This is a genomic window from Pseudomonas sp. LBUM1649 (genome assembly GCF_059716155.1).
Genome location: NZ_CP166807.1, coordinates 6139587 through 6156529, shown reverse-complemented (window position 1 = coordinate 6156529; position 16943 = coordinate 6139587). Strand labels below are relative to the sequence as shown.

The following is a 16943-nucleotide window of genomic DNA, read 5'->3' as shown; positions in this document are numbered from 1 at the left end:
TTTAATCCTCAAGGCCATCTGCGTGGCCGGCGAAAGTGGCTAATCAGGGTTGCTACGCAAGGTGTAAAGAAACTGTTGTCGTGTGGAGCGAGTGTGGGGCCGGCGCTGGCCAGAACCTTATCCATGGGCGACATGGTGCAATCTGTTCCCGACGCGCAAGCCCCGGTAGTTGGGGGCTGGTCGCGATAAGCATGTGAATGTCGCAGATAGGTAAATGGGTGGTTCGCGCTATACGCAGAATCGCCAACATGAAGGCCGACAGTCGGCCGTGGAGATCAGCATGTCCAACAGCTTCCTGAACCCGGTAACCACCCAGACCTGGGCCAATGGTCGGCACATCGTCCGTTGCGTCAAAGTCATCCAGGAAACCTGGGATGTGCGCACCTTCTGCTTCATGGCCGACCAGCCGATCATGTTCTTCTTCAAGCCGGGGCAGTTTGTCACCCTGGAGCTGGAAATCGAAGGCCAGCCGGTCATGCGTTCGTACACCATTTCCAGCTCGCCGTCGGTGCCGTACAGCTTTTCGGTGACCATCAAGCGGGTGCCGGGCGGCAAGGTTTCCAACTGGCTGCACGACACCCTGCACGAAGGTCAGGAGCTGGCGGTGCACGGGCCGGTCGGGCTGTTCAACGCCATGGACTTCACCGCGCCGAAGGTGCTTTACCTCAGCGGTGGCGTCGGTATCACGCCGGTCATGTCCATGGCGCGCTGGTTCTACGACACCAACGGCAATGTCGACATGGTGTTTATCCACAGCGCCCGGTCGCCGAAAGACATCATTTATCACCGCGAACTGGAACACATGGCATCGCGGATCGATAACTTCAGCCTGCACCTGATCTGCGAGAAGCATGGAATGGGCGAACCGTGGGCCGGTTATCGCGGTTACCTCAACCACAGAATGCTTGAATTGATGGCGCCGGACTTCCTTGAACGGGAAGTGTTCTGCTGCGGTCCGACCCCGTACATGAGCGCAGTCAAACGCTTGCTGGAAACCGCCGGCTTCGACATGAAGCGCTACCACGAAGAATCCTTCGGCGCGACCCCGCCAGAGGCGCGTGCCGACGCTGTGGAACATGCCGAACAAGCGGCCGACGCACCGCAAGTCGACTTGGCGGATCTGCACCAGGTGGAGTTCATCGCGTCTGGCAAGAGCATTCGTGTGGCACCAGGCGAAACCGTGCATGCGGCGGCGGCCAAGGTCGGTTTGTTGATCCCCAAAGCCTGCGGGATGGGCATCTGCGGCACCTGCAAGGTGTTGAAGCTGGGCGGCGAAGTGGAGATGGAACACAACGGCGGGATCACCGAAGAAGACGAAGCCGAAGGGTACATCCTGTCGTGCTGCAGCGTACCGAAGGGCGATGTGCGCATCGAGTTCTAGCTGGCTACCAATGATCGTTCCCACGCTCTGCGTGGGAACGCCTCTCGGGACGCTCCGCGTTCCTGCTTCGCCGCCTGTGTAGAGTCGAATATCGTTGTGACGCAGAGCGTCACGGGCTGCATTCCCACGCGGAACGTGGGAACGATCATGACGAAACGCTGGAGGGTTAGTGAGACATCACTTCCCGAATGTCCCGAGCCAATTCCCGCACGCGCTCTTCTTCGGTGTCCCACGAGCACATGAAGCGTGCGCCGCCGTTGCCGATGAAGGTGTAGAAACGCCAGCCCTTGGCTGTCAAGGCGGCGATGGCCGGTTCCGAGAGTTGCAGGAACACGCCGTTGGCTTGCACCGGGAACATCAGTTCCACACCCGCAATGTCGCTCACCAGTTCGGCCAGCAGTTGCGCGCAGTGGTTGGCGTGGCGGGCGTATTTGAGCCAGGCGCCGTTTTCCAGGATTCCGACCCAGGGTGCCGAGAGGAAGCGCATTTTCGACGCCAGTTGCCCGGCCTGTTTGCAGCGGTAGTCAAAGTCTTCAGCCAGTTTATGGTTGAAGAACAGGATTGCCTCGCCCACGGCCATGCCGTTTTTCGTGCCGCCAAAGCACAGGACGTCAACACCGGCCTTCCAGGTCAGATCCGCTGGCGTGCACCCGAGGAACGCGCAGGCGTTGGAGAAACGCGCGCCGTCCATGTGCAGGTTCAGGCCCAGCTCTTTGCAGGTGGCGCTGATGGCGCGGATTTCGTCCGGGGTGTAGACGCTGCCGACTTCGGTGGCCTGGGTCAGGGTCACGACACGGGGTTTGGGGTAGTGGATGTCCTGGCGCTTGAGCGCCACTTCGCGGATCGATTCCGGCGTCAGCTTGCCGTTTTCGGTGCGGGCAATCAGCAGCTTGGAGCCGTTGGAGAAGAATTCCGGGGCGCCGCATTCGTCGGTTTCGACGTGAGCGGTTTCCGAACAGATCACGCTGTGGTAACTCTGGCACAGCGACGACAGGGCCAACGAGTTGGCGGCGGTGCCATTGAAGGCGAAGAACACTTCACAGTCGGTTTCGAACAGTTTGCGGAAATCGTCGGACGCGCGGGCGGTCCACTCGTCGTCACCGTAAGCGCGCTGGTGGCCATGGTTGGCCTGTTCCATGGCAGCCCAGGCTTCAGGGCAAATGCCGGAATAGTTGTCGCTGGCGAATTGTTGGCTCTTATCGGTCATGGCCTGCTTCCGTGGTCGGGACGCTTATGGTGAAGCGTTCCGTGGTCAATGATGGTGTGCACTTTACCCAAGATCGTCAGGAGAGCACACGGGATGTTGCTGTCAGGAAATTACACAATCGAAGGACGATTATGCACGTGGCCATGCACTTAAAGCAGCGCGACCGTGCACTGGATCTGCTCAAGTGGCTGGCGTTGCTGAGCATGGTGCTCGATCACCTGCGATATGTCGGTTATTCCGTCAATTTGTTGTATGTGCCGGGGCGTCTGGCGTTTCCATGGTTTTGCCTGGCGATGGCGGCGAATCTGGCGCGGGCGTCGACGGTGACAACAGGCGGACAGTGGCGTTATCTAGGCTGGTTGCTGCTGTTCAGCGCTGTGAGTGAAATTCCCTACCGGCTGTACATTCCCAATCCCGACACCCTGAATGTGTTGTCCACCCTCGCGCTCGGACTGCTGGTGGTGCGAGGCTGGCAGGTTCGAACCCTGCAAGCGCGTCTACTGGCCGGCGGTGCACTCGCGCTGGCGGCGATGTTCCCGGAGCGGCTGATGTTCGGTTTTTTCGGTGTTTTACTGCCGTTGTCGACGCTGCTGGTGATCCGGCGTTCCTGGTATTTCGCGCTGCTGCCGGGGTTGGTCTGTCTGGCGGCGAACCAGTGGCAGGTGCTGTATTACTCCGTTCGATTGGGTAATGGCGTGGCGATGGCGGCTGTTGCCACTTGTCTGATTGCGCCATGGTTGGGGCTGTTCCTGTTGCGACACGCCCGTGACGTAAAACCACCACCGATGCGGCGCTGGGCCTATGCGCTGTATCCCGCGCATTTCCTGATCCTGCTAGCGTTGCGACAGGTTCTCGCATAACCCCGGGAAACCCTGTGGGAGCGAGCCTGCTCGCGAAGAGGGAGTGTCAGTTGACATCAATGTTTCTGACACATCGCCTTCGCGAGCAGGCTCGCTCCCACAGGGGATTGCGGTTGGTTCGCGAGTTGTGCTCGGCCTGCCATTTCCCGCCATGTCGTAAACGCACCTTTGCGTGGCGCGCGTAGGCATTTGACGACTCGAAGCCGGTCATACCATCGCTATCAAAGGGCACTGCCGAAAAGCCAGTGCCTCACCGAGACGAATGGCGCACCGCCGCCGCTGGGAGAGACGCGATGTTCAGCAAGCAAGACCAGATCCAGGGTTACGACGATGCACTGCTGGCGGCGATGAATGCCGAGGAGCAACGTCAGGAAGATCACATCGAGCTGATCGCGTCAGAGAACTACACCAGCAAACGCGTGATGGAAGCGCAAGGCAGCGGCCTGACCAACAAGTACGCCGAAGGTTATCCGGGCAAGCGCTACTACGGTGGCTGCGAGCACGTGGACAAGGTTGAAGCCCTGGCCATCGAACGCGCCAAGCAGCTGTTCGGCGCCGACTACGCCAACGTACAGCCGCACTCCGGTTCCTCGGCCAACAGCGCCGTGTATTTGGCGCTGATTCAACCGGGCGACACCATTCTGGGTATGAGCCTGGCCCACGGCGGTCACCTGACCCACGGCGCGAAAGTGTCGTCCTCGGGCAAGCTGTACAACGCCGTGCAGTACGGCATCGACACCAAGACCGGATTGATCGATTACGACGAAGTCGAGCGCCTGGCCGTCGAGTGCAAGCCGAAGATGATCGTCGCCGGCTTCTCGGCCTACTCCAAGACCCTCGACTTCCCGCGCTTCCGGCAGATCGCCGACAAGGTTGGAGCGCTGCTGTTCGTCGACATGGCCCACGTCGCCGGTCTGGTCGCTGCCGGTCTGTACCCGAACCCGCTGCCTTACGCCGACGTGGTCACCACCACCACCCACAAGACCCTGCGCGGTCCACGTGGCGGCCTGATCCTGTGCAAGTCCAACGAAGAAATCGAGAAGAAGCTCAACGCGGCAGTCTTCCCGGGTGCACAGGGCGGCCCGCTGATGCACGTGATCGCCGGTAAGGCGGTGTGCTTCAAGGAAGCGCTGGAGCCCGGCTTCAAGGCCTACCAGCAACAAGTGATCGACAACGCCCAGGCCATGGCCGGCGTATTTATCAAACGCGGCTACGATGTAGTGTCCGGCGGTACCGACAACCACCTGTTCCTGGTCAGCCTGATCCGTCAGGGCCTCACCGGCAAAGAGGCGGATGCAGCACTCGGTCGCGCCCACATCACCGTGAACAAGAACGCTGTCCCGAACGATCCACAGTCGCCGTTCGTGACCTCCGGCCTGCGCATCGGCACCCCGGCGGTGACCACTCGCGGCTTCAAGGTGACCCAGTGCGTTGAACTGGCCGGCTGGATCTGCGACATCCTCGACAACCTCGGCGATGCCGATGTCGAGGCCAATGTCGCCCAGCAAGTATCGGCACTGTGCGCGGACTTCCCGGTTTATCGCTGAGCGCGGTTTTGGAGTAAATGACTATGCAACGCTACTCAGGCTTCGGCCTCTTCAAACACTCCCTCAGCCACCATGAAAACTGGCAGCGCATGTGGCGCACGCCGACCCCGAAAAAGGTCTACGACGTGGTCATCGTCGGCGGTGGCGGGCATGGTCTGGCGACCGCCTACTACCTGGCCAAGGAGCACGGCATCACCAACGTGGCCGTGGTCGAGAAAGGCTGGCTGGGCGGCGGTAACACCGCGCGCAACACCACCATCGTTCGCTCCAACTACCTGTGGGACGAGTCGGCGCACCTGTACGAACACGCGATGAAACTGTGGGAAGGCCTGTCTCAGGACCTGAACTACAACGTGATGTTCTCCCAGCGCGGCGTCTACAACCTGTGCCATACCCTGCAGGACATTCGTGATTCAGAGCGCCGGGTCAGCGCCAACCGCCTCAACGGCGTGGACGGTGAGCTGCTCGATGCTAAGCAAGTGGCTGACGAGATTCCGTACCTCGACTGCTCGAAGAACACTCGCTACCCGGTGATGGGCGCAACCGTCCAGCGTCGCGGCGGCGTGGCCCGTCATGATGCCGTGGCCTGGGGCTTTGCCCGGGCCGCCGACGCCCTCGGCGTGGACTTGATCCAGCAGACCGAAGTGATCGGTTTCCGCAAGGAAAACGGCGTGTGCATCGGTGTTGAAACCAACAAGGGCTTCATCGGCGGCAAGCGCGTCGGCGTAGTGACCGCCGGTAACTCCGGGCACATGGCCAAGCTCGCCGGTTTCCGTCTGCCGATCGAATCCCACCCGCTGCAAGCGCTGGTGTCCGAGCCGATCAAGCCGATTATCGACAGCGTGATCATGTCCAACGCCGTACACGGTTACATCAGCCAGTCCGACAAGGGCGACCTGGTGATCGGTGCCGGTATCGACGGCTACAACGGCTACGGCCAGCGTGGTTCGTACCCGGTGATCGAGCACACCATCCAGGCCATCGTCGAGATGTTCCCGGTCTTGTCCCGCGTACGCATGAACCGGCAGTGGGGCGGCATCGTCGACACAACCCCGGATGCCTGCCCGATCATTTCGAAAACCCCGGTGCCGAACATGTTCTTCAACTGCGGTTGGGGCACCGGTGGCTTCAAGGCAACACCTGGTTCGGGCAACGTATTTGCCGCGAGCCTGGCCAAGGGTGAAATGCACCCATTGGCCGCACCTTTCTCCATCGACCGTTTCCACAACGGTGCGTTGATCGATGAACACGGCGCTGCTGCGGTTGCCCACTAACAGGAGAAATCCCCATGTTGCATATCTTCTGTCCTCACTGCGGCGAACTGCGCTCCGAAGAGGAATTCCACGCATCCGGCCAGGCGCACATCCCGCGTCCACTGGACCCGAACAGCTGCACCGACGAGGAGTGGGGCGACTACATGTTCTTCCGCGACAACCCTCGCGGTCTGCATCACGAGCTGTGGGATCACGTCGCCGGTTGCCGTCAGTACTTCAACGCCACCCGTGACACCGTGACCTACGAGATTCTCGAAACCTACAAGATCGGCACCAAGCCACAATTCACCGACAAGACCGATAGCCCGAAAGCGGCCACCACGGCTCTGGGAGAGAAGGTATGAGCCAGATCAATCGCCTGTCCAACGGCGGACGGATCGACCGCAACAAAGTTCTGACGTTCACCTTCAACGGCCAGAGCTACAAAGGCTTCGAGGGCGATTCGCTGGCCGCCGCATTGCTGGCCAACGGTGTCGACATCATCGGTCGCAGCTTCAAGTATTCCCGCCCGCGCGGCATCTTCGCCGCCGGTGCCGAAGAGCCGAACGCGGTGCTGCAGATCGGCGCCACCGAAGCCACGCAGATCCCCAACGTACGCGCCACGCAACAAGCGCTGTACCAGGGCCTGGTCGCCACCAGCACCAACGGCTGGCCAAACGTAAACAACGACATGATGGGGATTCTCGGCAAGGTCGGCGGCAAGCTGATGCCACCGGGTTTCTACTACAAAACCTTCATGTACCCGCAATCGTTCTGGATGACCTACGAGAAGTACATTCGTAAGGCTGCCGGCCTGGGTCGCTCGCCGACCGAGAACGATCCGGACACCTACGACTACATGAACCAGCACTGCGACGTGCTGATCGTCGGTGCCGGCCCTGCAGGCCTGGCCGCTGCACTGGCGGCTGCGCGCAGCGGTGCCCGTGTGATCCTCGCCGATGAACAGGAAGAGTTCGGCGGCAGCCTGCTCGACTCCCGCGAAAGCCTCGACGGCAAGCCTGCCGTGGAATGGGTCGCCAGCGTCATCGCCGAGCTGAAAGACACCCCGGATGTGCTGCTGTTGCCGCGCGCCACGGTCAACGGCTACCACGACCACAACTTCCTGACCATTCACGAGCGCCTCACCGATCACCTCGGCGACCGCGCGCCGATCGGCCAGGTGCGTCAGCGCATCCACCGGGTTCGCGCCAAGCGTGTAGTGCTGGCGACCGGCGCTCACGAGCGTCCACTGGTCTACGGCAACAACGACGTGCCGGGCAACATGCTGGCTGGCGCTGTCTCGACTTATGTACGCCGTTATGGCGTGGCACCGGGCAAGAAGCTGGTGCTGACCACTAACAACGACCACGCCTATCGCGTTGCGCTGGATTGGCTCGATGCCAGCCTGCAAGTCGTGGCCATCGCCGACGCCCGCAGCAACCCGCGCGGTGCGCTGGTGGAAGAAGCGCGCGCCAAGGGCATCCGCATCCTCACCGGCAGCGCCGTGATCGAGGCCCGTGGCAGCAAGCACGTGACCGCTGCCCGCGTCGCGGCCATCGATGTCAAAGGACACAAAGTCACCAGCCCGGGCGAATGGCTCGAGTGCGACATCGTCGCCAGCTCCGGCGGCTACAGCCCGGTGGTTCACCTGGCTTCGCACCTGGGCGGCAAGCCGATCTGGCGTGAAGACATCCTCGGTTTCGTACCGGGCGAAGCACCGCAGAAACGCGTGTGCGTCGGTGGTATCAACGGCGTCTACGGTCTTGGCGATTCCCTGGCCGATGGTTTTGAAGGGGGCGTGCGCGCCGCCAGCGAAGCCGGTTTCGGTCCGGTCGAAGCGACCTTGCCCAAAGCCCTGGCGCGTCTGGAAGAGCCGACTTTGGCGCTGTTCCAGGTGCCCCATGAAAAGAACACCGCACGGGCGCCGAAGCAATTCGTCGACCTGCAAAACGACGTCACTGCCGCCGCCATCGAACTGGCGACCCGCGAAGGCTTCGAGTCGGTCGAGCACGTCAAGCGCTACACCGCGCTGGGCTTCGGCACCGATCAGGGCAAGCTCGGCAACGTCAACGGCCTGGCCATCGCTGCCCGTTCGCTGAACGTGACCATCCCGCAGATGGGCACCACCATGTTCCGTCCGAACTACACGCCGGTGACCTTCGGCGCCGTGGCCGGTCGTCACTGTGGGCACATCTTCGAGCCGGTGCGTTTCACCGCACTGCATCACTGGCACCTGAAAAACGGCGCCGAGTTCGAAGACGTCGGTCAGTGGAAACGTCCTTGGTACTTCCCGAAAAGCGGTGAAGACCTGCATGCCGCCGTGAAGCGCGAATGCAAAGCCGTGCGCGACAGCGTCGGCCTGCTGGACGCGTCGACCCTCGGCAAGATCGACATTCAAGGTCCGGATGCACGTGAGTTCCTCAACCGCATCTACACCAACGCCTGGACCAAGCTCGACGTGGGCAAGGCGCGTTATGGCCTGATGTGCAAAGAAGACGGCATGGTCTTCGACGACGGCGTGACAGCCTGCCTCGCCGACAACCACTTCGTGATGACCACCACCACCGGCGGCGCTGCACGCGTGCTGCAATGGCTGGAAATCTACTCCCAGACTGAATGGCCAGAGCTGAAGGTGTACTTCACTTCCGTGACGGATCACTGGGCAACCATGACCCTGTCCGGGCCGAACAGCCGCAAGCTGCTCAGCGAAGTCACCGACGCCGACCTGAGCAACGAAGCGTTCCCGTTCATGACCTGGAAAGAAGCCTTGGTCGGTGGCGTGCCGGCGCGGATCTTCCGGATTTCGTTTACCGGCGAGCTGTCGTACGAAGTCAACGTGCAAGCCGACTACGCCATGGGCGTACTGGAAAAAATCGTCGACGCTGGCAAGAAGTACAACCTGACGCCGTACGGCACCGAAACCATGCACGTGTTGCGGGCCGAGAAGGGTTTCATCATCGTCGGTCAGGACACTGACAGCTCGATGACCCCGGACGACCTGAACATGGGCTGGTGTGTCGGTCGCACCAAACCGTTCTCGTGGATCGGCTGGCGTGGCATGAACCGCGAAGACTGTGTGCGTGATCAGCGTAAGCAGCTGGTGGGTCTGAAGCCGATCGATCCGAACAAATGGCTGCCGGAAGGTGCGCAGCTGGTGTTCAACACCAAGCAAGCGATCCCGATGACCATGGTCGGTCACGTGACCTCCAGCTACCTGCACAACTCCCTGGGCTATTCGTTTGCCATGGGCGTGGTCAAGGGCGGCCTGAACCGCATGGGCGAACGTGTGTTTGCGCCACTGGCGGACGGCAGCGTGATCGAGGCGGAAATCGTTTCTTCGGTGTTCTTCGATCCAAAGGGTGATCGCCAGAACGTCTGACACTGATCGTTCCCACGCTCTGCGTGGGAATGCATCCCGGGACGCTCCGCGTCCCAAGAGCGGACGCAGAGCGTCCATGGCGGCATTCCCACGCAGAGCGTGGGAACGATCAACATAAGAAAGGTGCTTTATGACCGCAGCCAATGTTTACCAACAACGCCCAACCTCCGGGGCCAAGGCCGAATCGTCGCTGCATCACGCCGACCTCGCCAGCCTGGTGGGCAAGGGCCGCAAGAGCGCCGGCGTGACCGTGCGCGAGAAAAAACTCCTCGGCCACCTGACCATCCGTGGCGATGGCCACGATGCCGCGTTCGCCGCAGGCGTGCACAAGGCCCTCGGCATCGAATTGCCCGGTGCGCTGACCGTCATTGTCAAAGGCGAGACCAGCTTGCAATGGATGGGGCCGGATGAATGGCTGCTGATCGTGCCGACCGGCGAAGAATTCGCCGCCGAGCAAAAACTGCGCAAAGCGCTGGGCGACCTGCACATCCAGATCGTCAACGTCAGCGGTGGCCAGCAGATCCTCGAACTGAGCGGCCCGAACGTGCGCCAGGTGCTGATGAAATCCACCAGCTACGACGTGCACCCCAACAACTTCCCGGTGGGCAAGGCCGTTGGGACGGTGTTCGCCAAGTCGCAACTGGTTATCCGTCACACCGGCGAAGACACCTGGGAACTGCTGATCCGCCGCAGCTTCTCGGATTACTGGTGGCTGTGGTTGCAGGATGCATCGGCTGAGTTCGGCCTTAGCGTTCAGGCGTAATGATCGTTCCCACCTGTGGCGAGGGGATTTATCCCCGTTGGGCTGCGAAGCGGCCCCCAAATTTGCTACCTCGGTGTATCAAGTGCACCGCATTGGATGCATTGCGACTGCTTCGCAGCCCAACGGGGATGAATCCCCTCGCCACACAGTTCTCTCCGATCACGATGTTGTAGCAGGAGTCACCGTACTATGAGCCGCGCCCCAGACACATGGATCTTGACCGCCGACTGCCCCAGCGTGCTCGGCACCGTGGACGCGGTGACGCGCTTTCTATTCGAGCAGGGCTGTTACGTTACCGAACACCACTCCTTCGATGACCGACTCTCGGGCCGTTTCTTCATTCGCGTGGAGTTTCGCCAACCGGATGGTTTCGACGAGCAGTCGTTCCGCGCAGGCCTTGCCGAACGCGGTGCAGCCTTCGGCATGATCTTCGAGCTGACTCCACCGCACCACCGGCCAAAAGTGGTGATCATGGTCTCCAAGGCCGATCACTGCCTCAACGACTTGCTCTACCGTCAGCGCATAGGCCAGCTGTCGATGGACGTGGCCGCCGTGGTCTCCAACCATCCAGACCTCAAGCCGCTGGCCGACTGGCACCAGATTCCGTACTACCACTTCCCGCTGGACCCGAACGACAAACCGTCCCAGGAGCGTCAGGTGTTGCAGGTGATCGAAGAGTCCGGCGCCGAACTGGTGATCCTTGCCCGCTACATGCAGGTCCTGTCGCCGGAACTGTGCCGCAAACTCGATGGCAAGGCGATCAACATTCACCACTCCCTGCTGCCGGGTTTCAAAGGCGCCAAGCCATACCACCAGGCCTACAACAAGGGCGTGAAACTGGTGGGCGCTACGGCGCACTACATCAACAACGATCTCGATGAAGGGCCGATCATCGCCCAGGGCGTGGAGGTGGTGGATCACAGCCATTATCCGGAAGACCTGATCGCCAAGGGCCGGGATATCGAAGGCCTGACCCTGGCGCGGGCGGTGGGTTATCACATTGAGCGACGAGTGTTTTTGAACGCCAATCGCACAGTCGTTCTTTAGGTTTTTGAGGCCCTCACAAACAACGCAAAAGACACAGGCAATAACCCGAGCAGTCAACGCGCCGCCGCTCCATGGCGACGCGACCGCTACATAAAAACAACAGCGAGGTGAAAGCATGTCTGGCAATCGTGGTGTGGTGTATCTCGGCGCTGGCAAGGTCGAAGTACAGAAAATCGACTATCCGAAAATGCAGGACCCGCGCGGCAGGAAGATCGAGCACGCCGTCATCCTGCGTGTGGTTTCCACCAACATCTGTGGTTCCGACCAGCACATGGTGCGCGGCCGTACCACCGCTCAAACCGGTCTGGTGCTGGGTCACGAGATCACCGGTGAAGTCATCGAGAAGGGCCGCGACGTCGAAAACCTGCAAATCGGCGACCTGGTGTCCGTACCGTTCAACGTGGCGTGCGGGCGCTGCCGTTCCTGCAAGGAAATGCACACTGGCGTGTGCCTGAGCGTCAACCCGGCGCGTCCTGGCGGTGCCTATGGTTACGTCGACATGGGCGACTGGACCGGTGGCCAAGCGGAATACGCGCTGGTGCCGTACGCCGACTTCAACCTGCTGAAACTGCCTGATCGCGATCGCGCGATGGAAAAAATCCGCGACTTGACCTGCCTCTCCGACATCCTGCCGACCGGTTATCACGGTGCCGTGACTGCCGGCGTAGGCCCAGGCAGCACCGTATACATCGCCGGCGCCGGCCCGGTCGGTCTGGCGGCTGCCGCTTCTGCTCGCCTGCTGGGCGCAGCGGTGGTGATCGTCGGTGACGTCAACACCGTGCGCCTGGCACACGCCAAGGCCCAGGGTTTCGAAATCGCCGACCTGTCCCTCGACACCCCGCTGCACGAACAAATCGCCGCGCTGCTGGGGGAGCCAGAAGTGGATTGCGCCATCGACGCCGTAGGCTTCGAAGCCCGCGGCCACGGCCATGACGGCGTCAAACACGAAGCCCCGGCCACCGTGCTCAACTCGCTGATGGGCGTGGTGCGCGTTGCCGGCAAAATCGGTATCCCTGGCCTCTACGTCACCGAAGATCCGGGCGCCGTCGACGCCGCCGCAAAAATGGGCAGCCTGAGCATCCGCTTCGGCCTGGGCTGGGCCAAATCCCACAGCTTCCACACCGGGCAGACTCCGGTGATGAAGTACAACCGCCAGTTGATGCAGGCGATCATGTGGGACCGTATCAACATTGCTGAAGTGGTGGGTGTGCAGGTGATTAGTCTGGATCAGGCGCCGGAAGGTTACGGCGAGTTTGATGCGGGTGTGCCGAAGAAGTTTGTGATTGATCCGCATAAGTTGTTTAGTGCGGCGTAGTGACCAATACCCGTTAGAAGGGCGGCCAGTCGGCCGCCTCTTTTCATTAAAAGCGCAGTTAATTTCGAATTTTGTTTGCCCGTCCAGAAAGGGAAGTTCCCGGTTCGATTGTTGTACTTCGCTGAGGCAGCGAGGGGTACGCTAGATCAATCTCGATCTGACTTATTGGGTTGCGAATGTTTGGTGTGTTCTGGTGGTGAAGCGATACAAAATAGCCAAGCTCATCTTTCAGTTCCTCTATGGTTTTTTGCTGTTGAGCAATTGATTGATGCATTTTCGCTATTGAGTCTTCATAGCGGGCCACAACGATTCTGCCGTCGTTTATTACTTCATGGGCGGCAGCGATAGAGTCTTGCTGCGATGCAATGGTTCGTTGTTGTGAGCTAATGGTTTTCTCCATCGATACAACAGTTTCTTCTAGTGCTGTGATCATCTGGCTCTCTTGGGGTGAAATGAGAGGAAAACTGCTGATGTTTACCGCTGGGCGCTGTGGTCTTTTCCTCATTACGCCGACGGAGCGCAGAATGCTTTTTAACCTTCTGGGGGTATGTCCGAGAGTGTCAGATTTTTTGTGTGCGGGCCGGTAACAGCCTGCCGTAAGGCAGGCCTTCATTTCACCAAGTTGGCCTGATGAATCGATCTCCGTACAAAACCGCGAACTGATTCATTGCGTTCTTCCAGTCATGGGCCGGACTGCCCCAATTGGCGGTGATATTTTGCAGTGCCAGCCAGATCAGCTTTGTCGCCGCATCATCGGTTGGAAAATGTCCTCTTGTCTTGATGATCTTGCGCAACTGAGCATTGATGCTCTCGATGGCGTTGGTGGTGTAGATCACTTTTCGTATGGCTGGCGGGAAGATGAAAAACGGGATGACTCGGTCCCAGGCACGCCTCCAGGCAGCAGCCACCGTTGGATATTGTTTACCCCAAGGTCCAGATTCGAAGGCATCTAAAGCCTGCTCGGCAACTTCAGCGTTGAGTGCTTGATAAATCGGCTTCAGGGCTTTGGCCAGTTCGCGACGTTTATCCCAGGCCGCGTAATCAAGGCTGTTACGGATCAAGTGGACGATGCAGGTCTGCAGCGTCGTCTGAGGGAACACAGCACTCAAGGCTTCTGGCATGCCTTTGAGTCCGTCAGTGACAGCGATCAAAACGTCTTCGACGCCTCGAGTCTTGAGGTCATTGAAAACCTTCATCCAGAACTTGGCACCCTCGGTCGTTTCAATCCAGATGCCCAGAATATCTCGTGTACCGTCCGGCAATACGCCCAGGGCTAAGTAAATGGCCTTGTTGCGAACCACCCCCTCGTCACGGATTTTGACCCGCAGAGCATCGAAGAAAATGACTGGGTACATGGGTTCAAGTGGTCGCTGCTGCCAAGCACTGACCTCTTCCAGAACTGCATCGGTGACTGAGCTGATGAAGTCATGGGAGACATCTGTGCCGTATTGCTCCGATAGAAATGCACGAATCTCGCGCACGCTCATGCCGCGTGCATACATGGCAATAATCTTGTCATCGAAGCCGGTAAAGCGGCGCTCGTGCTTGGGGATCAGAATCGGAGCAAAGCTGCCATCGCGGTCTCTGGGGATGTCCAGGCGAAGCGGGCCGTCATCGGTCAGCACGGTCTTGCCGCTCTTACCATTACGCTGGTTGCTCGACTCCTCAGGGCGCTGCGCGCCCTGAGGGTAGCCAAGGTGGTGGCCGAGTTCGGCTCCCAAGGCTCGTTCAATCAGCGCCTTTTTGAACGCCATCGAAGCGTCCTGAATGGCTTCGGCACTCATCGGACCGTTCACGAACTGGTCGATCAGCTCTTTTGGAATGGATGGTAGGTCACGCTGGGCCTCGCGGGCCGGTTTCTTTTTGGTCGGCATACATGCACCTCTTCAACATGTTATGCCCGAACACAAAATTTATGACAGTCCCGTATGTCCCTGAGGGTCTACCCTGTTCACCGGATCTCCCGTGCAATATGCATACGAATTCAACACACCCTCGCCAAACGGACTCCAACTGTCCGGGCTGTTGAACCGCATCAACACCGGGTTAAACGCCCGATAACCATTCCCCAGCAAATACCACCCCGTCACCGGATCCGGCCGTTCACCGTTGAAGCCAAGCAGGCTGAGCAAGCCGTTTTCGGAAGCCCGATGGCCGTAGGGTGAATAGGTGAAGGGATGGGAGTGAGTTGCGTCGAGAACGTTCAAAACCGAACGCTGTTGATCAGTGGCCAGCAAACGCGCTTCCACGACTCCGCTCTGACGCTGTTGCTGAGCCAGCAGTTGATCGTCGTGCTGCATGATCGAAAGCTGCACCGCATCTTGAATCTCGGTCGCCAGACGATCTTTCAGGTAAAAGCGTCGGGTGGGCGCCTGCGCAGAGGAAGTGCAGTCAACCAGTCGATCCAGTGGGTCGTAGTGATAGCGGCAGAGCAACTTTTCGCGATTGGGGAGCATGGCCAGGTTCCTGAATGAGTACGTCAATTCAGGGTTTTACTGTGGCGCATTTGAACAGAGCCGCCTACTAGCAGATCTGATAGTGCCGCAGCCTCCAGGGCTACTTTGTGACGAGCGGATGGGAAATGGGTGGAAACCTGAGGAACATGCCCGCGTCTGCCCGGTCAAATCGGCAGCTTTGCAACCGAAAACCGGGCGTTTTTCATGACGCAAGAGGATGTCTGAATGAAGATTTTACGCGGTTTTGTCCTGGCATCGCTCTTGACTCTGGCGATCAGCCCGGCCTTTGCCCAGTTCAGCCTGAGCGATGCGGCCAATGCCATATCCGGCATGAAGGGTGGCAATGCCGCGACCGATGCCGCGCCGACCTCGGAAACGGCGGACCTGCTGGGCGCGCTCACTCAATTGAACATCACGCCACAGCAAGCCGTCGGCGGCGCCGGCGCGATGCTCGGGTTGGCGAAGAATCAGCTGAGTTCGACCGACTATTCGGAACTGGCCAAAAGCGTGCCAGGGATCGACATTCTCTCGGGTGGAGGGGAGCTGGGGGCGCTCGCCGGTTTGCTCGGTTCGAACGGCAAGGCTGCCGGGCTGGATAACGCCCTGGGCAACGTCAAGGACACCAATGACCTGAACAACGCCTTCAGCGCATTGGGGATGGACACCGGCATGATCGGGTTGTTTACCCCGGTGATCCTGCAATACCTCGGTCAGCAGGGCGTCGGCGGTTCGCTGCTGAGCAGTCTGGGCAATATCTGGGGTACCGGTACCGGTACCGGTACCGGCACCGGCACCGTCACGGGTAGCTGATACAACGCCTCTCGGTGCGCAACATGTGGATACGCCGGTCCTTCTCGATCCAGAGCTGGTTGACCCAGTTCTGGACTTTCTCACGAAACAGCGGATCGTTTTCGTAATCGCCCTGCCACAGTGCCGGGTCGAGCTCGCGGGTCTTGATGTCGATGATGACCCTCGGCACATTGCCGCTGATCAAGTCCCAGAACCCCGGAATTTTCTGCTGTGGATACACCACAGTCACGTCCAGCACCGCATCCAGCTGTTCACCCATCGCGGCCAACACAAACGCCACGCCCCCAGCCTTGGGCTTGAGCAGGTGAGTGAACGGCGACTGCTGCTGAACGCTTTTGGCCGCGGTAAAACGGGTGCCCTCCAGATAATTGACCACCGTCACCGGCTGACGCTTGAACAGTTCGCAGGCTTGCCTGGTGATTTCCAGATCCTTGCCAGCCAGCTCCGGATGCCTGGCCAGAAACGCCTTGCTGTAGCGCTTCATGAACGGGTAATCCAGCGCCCACCACGCCAGGCCCAGGAACGGCACCCAGATCAGCTCTTTCTTGAGGAAGAATTTGAAGAACGGTGTGCGCCGGTTCAGCGTCTGGATCAGCGCCGGGATATCGTCCCAGGACTGGTGGTTGCTGATCACTAGATACGACGTATTCCGGCGCAGGTCGTCGCCGCCGCGAATATCCCATTGGGTGGGGATGCACAGGCGAAAGATCAGTTTGTCGATTTCGGACCAGGTTTCGGCAATCCCCATCACCACCCAGGAGGCGTAATCACGCAGGCGGCCGGGCAAGACCAGTTTGAGTAGGGCAAACACCATCAAGGGGCCGATCAGGACCAGGGTGTTGAGTAACAGCAGCAATGTGACGAAACAGCCGGTGAGCAGGCGGCGCATAAAGAACTCTTGGAAGCGTTTGGGCGCGCCATGATA

At 60.0% G+C, this 16943-nt stretch carries 14 protein-coding genes and 1 pseudogene; 10 read left to right on the top strand and 5 right to left on the bottom strand.

Features of this window, described 5'->3' with window-relative positions:
- The first annotated feature begins 280 nt into the window (after window positions 1-280).
- The gene (gene gbcB, locus ACA058_RS28575) at window positions 281-1381 is read left to right on the top strand and encodes a glycine betaine monooxygenase reductase subunit (RefSeq protein ID WP_497636888.1); all 1101 of its coding nucleotides are present in this window, start codon (window positions 281-283) and stop codon (window positions 1379-1381) included.
- A 166-nt stretch (window positions 1382-1547) separates the two neighbouring features.
- Here gbcB and ACA058_RS28570 read toward each other — a convergent pair whose 3' ends face one another.
- The gene (locus tag ACA058_RS28570) at window positions 1548-2588 is read right to left on the bottom strand and encodes a threonine aldolase family protein (protein WP_497636887.1); all 1041 of its coding nucleotides are present in this window, start codon (window positions 2586-2588) and stop codon (window positions 1548-1550) included.
- Between the two features lie 131 nt (window positions 2589-2719).
- On the opposite strand from ACA058_RS28570, the gene ACA058_RS28565 reads away from it, so the two are divergent.
- The 8 genes from ACA058_RS28565 (at window position 2720) to fdhA (ending at window position 12752) form a co-directional block, all read left to right on the top strand.
- Window positions 2720-3448 (top strand): TraX family protein, encoded by a 729-nt coding sequence (locus ACA058_RS28565; RefSeq protein ID WP_497640018.1) that lies wholly within the window; start codon window positions 2720-2722, stop codon window positions 3446-3448.
- A gap of 293 nt (window positions 3449-3741) precedes the next feature.
- On the top strand, window positions 3742-4995 hold the full coding sequence (gene glyA, locus ACA058_RS28560) for a serine hydroxymethyltransferase (protein ID WP_497636886.1): 1254 nt from the start codon (window positions 3742-3744) through the stop codon (window positions 4993-4995).
- 23 nt (window positions 4996-5018) lie between these two features.
- Window positions 5019-6269 carry a sarcosine oxidase subunit beta family protein gene (locus ACA058_RS28555; RefSeq protein WP_180202378.1) on the top strand — a complete coding sequence of 417 codons (1251 nt, stop codon included), beginning with the start codon at window positions 5019-5021 and terminating at the stop codon, window positions 6267-6269.
- A gap of 14 nt (window positions 6270-6283) precedes the next feature.
- The gene (locus ACA058_RS28550) at window positions 6284-6613 is read left to right on the top strand and encodes a sarcosine oxidase subunit delta (protein ID WP_438659005.1); all 330 of its coding nucleotides are present in this window, start codon (window positions 6284-6286) and stop codon (window positions 6611-6613) included.
- Entirely contained in the window at window positions 6610-9627 is a 3018-nt protein-coding gene (locus ACA058_RS28545; RefSeq protein ID WP_497636885.1) for a sarcosine oxidase subunit alpha, read from the top strand. The genes ACA058_RS28550 and ACA058_RS28545 overlap by 4 nt, the downstream gene beginning before the upstream one ends.
- Before the next feature lie 130 nt (window positions 9628-9757).
- Window positions 9758-10390, top strand: a complete 633-nt coding sequence (locus ACA058_RS28540) for a sarcosine oxidase subunit gamma (RefSeq protein WP_497636884.1) — start codon at window positions 9758-9760, stop codon at window positions 10388-10390.
- Between the two features lie 189 nt (window positions 10391-10579).
- A complete protein-coding gene (purU, locus tag ACA058_RS28535) occupies window positions 10580-11437 on the top strand; it encodes a formyltetrahydrofolate deformylase (protein WP_497636883.1) in 858 nt (285 codons plus the stop codon).
- Between the two features lie 115 nt (window positions 11438-11552).
- A complete protein-coding gene (fdhA, locus tag ACA058_RS28530) occupies window positions 11553-12752 on the top strand; it encodes a formaldehyde dehydrogenase, glutathione-independent (RefSeq protein WP_150705250.1) in 1200 nt (399 codons plus the stop codon).
- 58 nt (window positions 12753-12810) lie between these two features.
- Here fdhA and ACA058_RS28525 read toward each other — a convergent pair whose 3' ends face one another.
- The 3 genes and pseudogenes from ACA058_RS28525 to ACA058_RS28515 form a co-directional block, all read right to left on the bottom strand.
- The gene (locus ACA058_RS28525; protein ID WP_497636882.1) at window positions 12811-13185 is read right to left on the bottom strand and encodes a hypothetical protein; all 375 of its coding nucleotides are present in this window, start codon (window positions 13183-13185) and stop codon (window positions 12811-12813) included.
- A gap of 181 nt (window positions 13186-13366) precedes the next feature.
- Entirely contained in the window at window positions 13367-14626 is a 1260-nt protein-coding gene (locus ACA058_RS28520; RefSeq protein WP_497635083.1) for an IS256 family transposase, read from the bottom strand.
- Window positions 14627-14680: 54 nt separating this feature from the next.
- Window positions 14681-15208: pseudogene (locus ACA058_RS28515) on the bottom strand (RHS repeat-associated core domain-containing protein); the annotation flags it as partial.
- A 225-nt stretch (window positions 15209-15433) separates the two neighbouring features.
- Here ACA058_RS28515 and ACA058_RS28510 point away from each other — a divergent pair.
- Entirely contained in the window at window positions 15434-16018 is a 585-nt protein-coding gene (locus ACA058_RS28510; protein ID WP_497636881.1) for a DUF2780 domain-containing protein, read from the top strand.
- On the opposite strand, the gene yihG is transcribed toward ACA058_RS28510, so the two are convergent.
- Complete coding sequence (gene yihG / locus ACA058_RS28505; protein ID WP_497636880.1) at window positions 16005-16907, bottom strand: 1-acylglycerol-3-phosphate O-acyltransferase, YihG family; 903 nt, start codon at window positions 16905-16907, stop codon at window positions 16005-16007. The genes ACA058_RS28510 and yihG overlap by 14 nt on opposite strands.
- Between the last annotated feature and the right edge of the window lie 36 nt (window positions 16908-16943).